This is a genomic window from uncultured Meiothermus sp., from assembly GCF_937863175.1.
GTDB lineage: Bacteria > Deinococcota > Deinococci > Deinococcales > Thermaceae > Meiothermus.
This window is the reverse complement of record NZ_CALMCQ010000387.1, coordinates 1-1130: the sequence shown is the minus strand read 5'-3', so window position 1 is coordinate 1130 and position 1130 is coordinate 1. Positions and strand designations below refer to the sequence as shown.

The window sequence follows — 1130 nt, the reverse complement described above, 5'->3', positions numbered from 1 at the left end:
CACTAAAGCTGGCCGAGGAAGTCCTGGGCCAAGCCGGTTTCGCCCGCTACGAGGTCTCCAACTTCGCCAAACCCGGCCAGGAAAGCCAGCACAACCGGCTTTACTGGCAACTGGGCTTCTGGGGTGCGCTTGGCCCTGGCGCGACAGGTCAGCTCGAGCCTACCGCCGCCACCTCTTTAGCTTCTTTGTCCCCCCTGCTAAAGAGCGCTGAAGGGGAAGTCTACGCCCTGCGCACCACCAACCCCCCACTGCCCCGCTGGCTGCAAGGCGAAGAAGCAGTGGTAGAAGCAATTAGCCCTCTGGAACATGCCAGAGAAGCCCTGATGCTGGGCCTGCGGCTGCGCGAAGGCGTGGACCTGGGCCGCATCGAGCAACGCACCGGGCTGGATTTGTGGAACCACCTGAAGTCTGAAATCGGGCACATGGCCCGGGAGGGTGACCTGAGGGTTGAAGGAAAACACATTCAGGCGAAGAACCTCAACACCATTCACCCCCTGATCCTGCGGTTGTGGAATGCCCTGGATTCCACTAGCCAACCAGGTACAGCACCTCACTGATAGCCTGAATAAACCCCTGCGCAGGCAGACCTTTTTTGGGAATACGGAATCCTGGCGGATACTGGGTGGGCTCTACGGGGAAGGCCATGGCCCGCAAGGCTTTTGCATCGTAGTCGAGGCGGGCTGCCTCAAAGGCGATTTGTAGATGAATCAGGTCTTCGGTAATCGAGACCACACCTTTGGACTCGGCTACCAGCCGCAGTTTGGTCAGGGCCAGGAAGTTCTCTACCTCTTCGGGAGCAGGGCCATAGCGTTCCTTGATTTCCCTGGCGATGCGCGAAAGCTGGGCCAGGTTGCCACACTCGGCTAGACGGCCATAATAGCGGCTGCGGGCCTCGGGACTGGGAATGTAGTCTGGGGTGAGGCGGGCCGAGAGTTGCAGGTCGAGGGTCACGTGGCGCCCGGGTTCAGTCTTTTCCCCTTTGAGCTTGCGAATGGCCTCGGTGAGTAGTTCGGTGTAGACCTCGAGGCTCACCGCCCGGATGTGACCGTGCTGCTCCGGGCCCAAAAGGTTGCCCACCCCCCGAATCTCCATGTCCTTTTCGGCCAGCAGGTGGCCCGAGCCCAGGTCGG

The 1130-nt window shown here is 60.9% G+C and carries 1 protein-coding gene and 1 pseudogene; one reads left to right on the top strand and one right to left on the bottom strand.

Features of this window, described 5'->3' with window-relative positions:
* Nucleotides 1–557: pseudogene (locus tag Q0288_RS14515) on the top strand (coproporphyrinogen III oxidase family protein); the annotation flags it as partial.
* Here the strand turns inward: Q0288_RS14515 and Q0288_RS14510 are convergent.
* The coding region (locus tag Q0288_RS14510) for a TRCF domain-containing protein (protein ID WP_366914777.1) at nucleotides 529–1130 on the bottom strand (602 nt) is incomplete at its 5' end. The pseudogene Q0288_RS14515 and the gene Q0288_RS14510 overlap by 29 nt on opposite strands.